Here is a 5,784-nt window from a genome sequence, read left to right on the forward strand (position 1 = left end):
CCGCGGCCGGCGCCATCGACGGCCGCTACATCGTCGTGCTCCACTCCCAGGTCTCCCGTACCCGGGCGGCCGACGCGCGCCGGGTCGCCGTCGACCACGGCGGTCGCGTCGTCCACCAGTACCGCACCGCGCTCAACGGCTTCTCGGCGAAGCTTCCCGACCGCGCCGTCGAGGCGTTGCGGGCGAACCCCGCCGTCGCCTACATCGAGGCCGACCGACGCGTCTCCGTCGACGCCGACCAGACCGGCGCCACCTGGGGCCTGGACCGGGTCGACCAGCGCAACCTGCCGCTCAACTCGACCTACCACTACGACGTCACCGGCTCCGGGGTGAAGGCCTACGTCATCGACACCGGCGTGCTCACCACCCACAGCCAGTTCACGGGCCGCACCGCCGCGGGCTACTCCGCGATCAGCGACGGTCGCGGCACGACCGACTGCAACGGGCACGGCACCCACGTCGCGGGCACCGTCGGCGGCACGACGTACGGCGTCGCCAAGGGCGTCACGATCGTCCCGGTGCGCGTGCTCGACTGCTCGGGCAACGGCACCGACTCCGGCGTCATCGCCGGCATCGACTGGGTGACCTCGAACCACACCAGCGGCCCGGCGGTCGCCAACATGAGCCTCGGCGGCGGCGTCTCCTCGGCGCTCGACACCGCGGTCGTCAACTCGATCAACGACGGCGTCTTCTACGCCGTGGCCGCCGGCAACGACTACGGCGCCAACGCGTGCAACGGCTCGCCGTCGCGGGTCGCGGCCGCCGTCACCGTCGGCTCGACGACGAGCAGCGACGCGCGCTCCGACTTCTCCAACATCGGGACCTGCCTGGACATCTTCGCGCCCGGTTCGAGCATCACCTCGGCCTGGCACACCTCGACGAGCGCGACCAACACCATCAGCGGCACGTCGATGGCGACGCCGCACGTCACCGGCGCGGCCGCGCTCTACCTCCAGAACCACGCCAGCGCCTCGCCCGCGACGGTGTCGTCCTGGCTGACGTCCAACGCCACCACCGGCAAGGTCACCAACCCCGGAACCGGATCGCCGAACCGGCTCCTCCACACGCTCGAGGGCGGCACCACCGAGCCCCCGCCGACCGGTGGCAACCTCCTGGCCAACCCCGGCTTCGAGTCCGGCAACACCGCGTGGAACGCGTCCTCCGGTGTCATCACCAGCTCCACGTCGCGTCCCGCCCGGACCGGGTCGTGGAAGGCATGGCTGGGCGGCTACGGCTCGACCGCGACCGACACGCTCAGCCAGAGCGTGACGCTGCCGTCGGGAGCCGGCAAGACCCTGTCGTTCTGGCTGCGGGTCGACTCGGCGGAGACCACGGCCTCCACGGCCTACGACACCCTGCGGGTGCAGGTCGTGGCCGGCGGCACGACGACCACGCTGGCGACGTACTCGAACCTCAACAAGGGGTCGTCGTACGTCCAGCGGTCCTTCAGCCTGGCGGCGTACGCCGGGCAGACCGTGACGGTGCGGTTCACCGGCACCGAGGACTCCAGCCTGCAGACCTCGTTCGTCATCGACGACACGTCCGTCAGCTGAGGGGTGCGCGCCCGGTCGATCAGGAGCACCATGGGCACCATGGCGGCACTGATCGACCGGGCCGCGCTCGACTCGGCGACCGCACACGGCACCCTCGGAGAGGACGGACGCTCCGGCGCTGCCCTCCAGCGGGTCAGGCTGGGCGACGGTCGCACCGTGATCGTCAAGCGGTACGACGCCCGCACCGACTTCGTGATGCGGATGGTGGGCGACGAGCACGGCCGTGAGGTCGAGGTCTATCTGTCCGGGCTGCTCGACGGTCTGCCGCCGACGGTGCAGCACCCGATCCTCGGTGCCTGGTACGACGACGACGGCCACGGCGTCGTCGTGATGCGTGACCTCGGCGAGGCGGTGCTCACCTGGGACCGCCTGCTGTCGGTCGACCAGGCCCGGACCATCCTCAGCGGCCTCGCCGACCTGCACCGCACGTTCCGCGGGCAGGCAGAGCCGACGCCGACCTCCCTCGACTCCGTGCACGGGATCTTCGAGCCCGAGCGGATCCGGCCGTTCTCCGGCATCCCCCTGGTCGACGCGGCCCTGCGCGGCTGGGAGTACTTCGCCGAGGTCGCACCCGACGAGGTGGGGCAGCGGGTGCTCGCTCTCGCACTCGACGGCGGCGCGCTCGTCAGTGCCCTCCTCGACCGGCCGTCGACGCTGCTGCACGGTGACGCCTCGACGGTGAACATGGCGATCGAGGACCACGGCCTCACCCTGTTCGACTGGGGCATCGCGATGGTCGGGCCGGGGGAGTTCGACGTCGCCCGGCTCCTCGTCGGCTGTGCCCACACGTTCGACCTGACGTTCGACGAGTTCCTCGACCTGCACCGCGAGGTCGCCGGACCCGACCACGACGAGGTCTCGCTGGACCTGGCGCTGCTGTCCAGCCTGGCCTGGATGGGGTGGAACAAGGCGCTCGACATCGTCGAGCACCCCGACGAGGAGGTCCGGGCGCGCGAGCGGGCCGGGCTGGACTGGTGGCTCGCCCAGGCCGGGCGGGCCCTCGAGAGAGGACTGGTGTGATGGATGCACACGAGCTGTACCGCCGTACCGCAGAGGCCTGGAACGACCGCGTCGCCGCTGTTCCCGCCGGGGCGTGGTCGGACCCCACGCCGTGCGCGGACTGGTCGGTGCGGGAGCTGGTCAACCACGTGACGTCCGAGAACCTGTGGGCGCTGCCGCTGTTCGACGGCAAGACCATCGAGGACGTGGGCGACCAGTTCGAGGGCGACCTGCTCGGGGACGACCCCGCGGCGGCCTCCCGGGCCGCCGCCGACGAGGCCGTCGCCGCGGCCGCGACCAGGATCCCCCAGGGCGGGACCGTGGCCCTGTCGTTCGGCGACACCCCGGTCCACGAGTACGTCACCCAGATCGCGGCCGACCACCTGGTCCACGGGTGGGACCTGGCCGCGGCGANCCACCTGGTCCACGGGTGGGACCTGGCCGCGGCGACCGGAGGTGACACCCGGTTCGACCCGGAGGTGGTGGCCGCGATCGCCGACTGGTTCGCGGAGCGCGAGGAGCTGTATCGCGGTGCGGGGGCGATCGGTGCGCAGGCGGACCTCAACGGCGACCCGCAGCACGACCTGCTGGCGCGGTTCGGTCGCGATGAGGGCTGGGCCGCGCCCGGCTCGTAGAATCGGTCCCTATGGCTGAGTCGCTCTTCCCCCTCCTCGAGCCGCACCTGCTGTCGGTCTCCAAGCCGATCCAGTACGTCGGCGGTGAGCTCAATTCCGTGAGCAAGGAATGGGACTCCGTGGACGTCCGCTGGGCGCTCATGTATCCCGACGCCTACGAGGTCGGCCTGCCCAACCAGGGCGTGCAGATCCTCTACGAGGTGCTCAACGAGCGGCCGTGGATCCTCGCCGAGCGCACCTACGCGGTGTGGCCGGACATGGAGGCGGTGATGCGCGAGCACGGCATCTCGCAGTTCACCGTCGACGGCCACCGCGCGCTGGGCGCGTTCGACCTGTTCGGCGTGAGCTTCTCCACCGAGCTCGGCTACACCAACATGCTCAACGCCCTCGACCTCGCCGGGATCCCGCTGCACGCGGTCGACCGCACCGAGGCGCACCCGATCGTGATCGCCGGCGGGCACGCCGCGTTCAACCCGGAGCCGATCGCCGACTTCATCGACGCCGCCGTGCTCGGTGACGGCGAGGAGGTCGTGCTCAAGATCTCCGAGCTCGTGCAGGAGTGGAAGGGCGAGGGCTCGCCCGGTGGTCGCGAGGAGGTACTGCGTCGGCTCGCCGCCAGCGGCACGGTCTACGTCCCGCAGTTCTACGACGTCGCGTACGGCGACGACGGCGCGATCGCGAGCGTCGTACCCAACCGGGCGGGGGCGCCGGACCGGGTCCGCAAGCACACGCTGATGGATCTCGACGCGTGGCCCTACCCGGCCAACCCGCTGGTGCCGCTCGCCGAGACCGTCCACGAGCGCTTCTCGGTGGAGATCTTCCGTGGCTGCACGCGCGGCTGCCGCTTCTGCCAGGCCGGCATGATCACCCGCCCCGTCCGCGAGCGGTCGATCGAGACGATCGGCGCGATGGTCGACAACGGCGTGAAGAAGACCGGCTTCGAGGAGGTCGGCCTGCTGTCGCTCTCGAGCGCCGACCACACCGAGATCGGTGAGGTCGCGAAGGGTCTCGCCGACCGCTACGAGGGCTCCAACGTGTCGCTCTCGCTGCCGTCGACCCGGGTCGACGCCTTCAACATCACGCTGGCCAACGAGTTCTCCCGCAACGGCCGTCGCTCCGGGCTGACCTTCGCCCCCGAGGGCGGGTCGGAGCGGATGCGCAAGGTGATCAACAAGATGGTCACCGAGGAGGACCTGATCCGGACGGTCGCCACGGCGTACTCCCACGGCTGGCGCCAGGTGAAGCTCTACTTCATGTGCGGCCTGCCGACGGAGACCGACGAGGACGTCCTCCAGATCGCGGAGCTGGCCAAGAAGGTCATCGCCAAGGGCCGGGAGGTCTCCGGGCGCAACGACATCCGTTGCACGGTGTCGATCGGCGGGTTCGTGCCCAAGCCGCACACGCCGTTCCAGTGGGCCGCCCAGCTCGACGTCGAGACCACCGATCGCCGGCTCCGCGAGCTGCGCGAGATCGTGCGGACGGACAAGCGGTTCGGTCGGGCCATCGGCTTCCGCTACCACGACGGCAAGCCCGGCATCATCGAGGGACTGCTGTCCCGCGGTGACCGTCGGGTCGGCGCGATCATCGAGCAGGTGTGGCGTGACGGCGGCCGCTTCGACGGCTGGAGCGAGCACTTCTCCTACGACCGCTGGGTCGCCGCGGCCGAGGCGGCGCTCGACGGCACCGGCGTCGACCTCGACTGGTTCACCACCCGCGACCGTGAGTACGACGAGGTCCTCCCGTGGGACCACCTCGACTCCGGTCTCGACAAGGACTGGCTGTGGTCGGACTGGGAGGACGCCCTGGCTGTCGGCGACGGCACGTCCGACGTCGAGGTCGAGGACTGCCGCTGGACCCCTTGCTACGACTGCGGCGTGTGTCCGGAGATGGGCACCGAGATCCAGATCGGCCCCACCGGCCGGCAGCTGCTCCCGCTCAGCGTGGTCTGACGGAGGGTCGGCCTAGGCGGCGGGGGAGATCATCTCCTCCGCCAGGTCGTCCTGGAGGGAGCCGAAGAGCTTCTCGCCGTTCGCGTCGACGAGGAGGCAGGCGACCTTGTCGCCGGTGACGGGCGTCGCGGTCTCGGTGAGCGCGAACAGGAACAGGTCCTGGCGCTCGAGCAGGCGCTTGGCCTTGGCGCTGAACAGCGGCTCGCAGCTGGTGACCGCGCCGTCGTCGTCCTCGAAGTCGTAGGCGGCGGCCTCCTCGGCGCTGAGGACCTTGACCGCCAGGACCTCCGCGTCGTGCGCCTCGGCGCAGTCGATCACCTCGAGCGCGCTGACCGGGTCGTCGGTGCCGGGGTCGAGGCCGGCCCCGATGAGGCACTGGCCGACCTCGAGGTCGTTGGCGAGCAGGTCGTCGCTCTCCGCGCTCGTCACGGCGTCGTCGATGGTGGTGATCGCCGCGATGAGGGCGGTGACCCCGCCGCCGCAGACCGCGATCAGCACCACGATGCCGATGACGATGCCGACCCACGCGTTCTTCTTCGGGGTGGCCGTCGCATAGAACGCGGCCTCGACCGGCGCGCCGCCGTACGGCACGTAGGGCTCGGCGCCGCCGGGCGGCGGGGGAGCGGGCGGCGGAGCGCCCGAGCCGCC

General features: G+C 71.2%; 5 protein-coding genes. 4 read left to right on the forward strand and 1 reads right to left on the reverse strand.

Translation table 11 applies throughout. The features are described 5' to 3' along the window. From H0487_RS21500 to H0487_RS21515, 4 genes are all read left to right on the forward strand, one after another. Positions 1 to 1,553, forward strand: a 1,553-nt coding sequence (locus H0487_RS21500; protein WP_183096264.1) for a S8 family peptidase, incomplete at its 5' end; no start/stop codon positions are given. A 39-nt stretch (positions 1,554 to 1,592) separates the two neighbouring features. Then, positions 1,593 to 2,573 carry a phosphotransferase gene (locus H0487_RS21505; protein WP_183096265.1) on the forward strand — a complete coding sequence of 327 codons (981 nt, stop codon included), beginning with the start codon at positions 1,593 to 1,595 and terminating at the stop codon, positions 2,571 to 2,573. Continuing rightward, positions 2,573 to 3,187, forward strand: coding sequence for a TIGR03086 family metal-binding protein (locus H0487_RS21510; protein ID WP_183096266.1), 615 nt, complete (start codon positions 2,573 to 2,575; stop codon positions 3,185 to 3,187). Before H0487_RS21505 ends, H0487_RS21510 begins: the two co-directional genes overlap by 1 nt. A gap of 11 nt (positions 3,188 to 3,198) precedes the next feature. Next, on the forward strand, positions 3,199 to 5,136 hold the full coding sequence (locus tag H0487_RS21515; protein ID WP_183096267.1) for a TIGR03960 family B12-binding radical SAM protein: 1,938 nt from the start codon (positions 3,199 to 3,201) through the stop codon (positions 5,134 to 5,136). Between the two features lie 12 nt (positions 5,137 to 5,148). On the opposite strand, the gene H0487_RS21520 is transcribed toward H0487_RS21515, so the two are convergent. Beyond that, positions 5,149 to 5,784, reverse strand: a 636-nt coding sequence (locus H0487_RS21520) for a hypothetical protein (protein ID WP_183096268.1), incomplete at its 5' end; no start/stop codon positions are given.

The organism is Nocardioides stalactiti (genome assembly GCF_014180715.1).
Classification (GTDB): Bacteria; Actinomycetota; Actinomycetes; order Propionibacteriales; family Nocardioidaceae; genus Nocardioides; species Nocardioides stalactiti.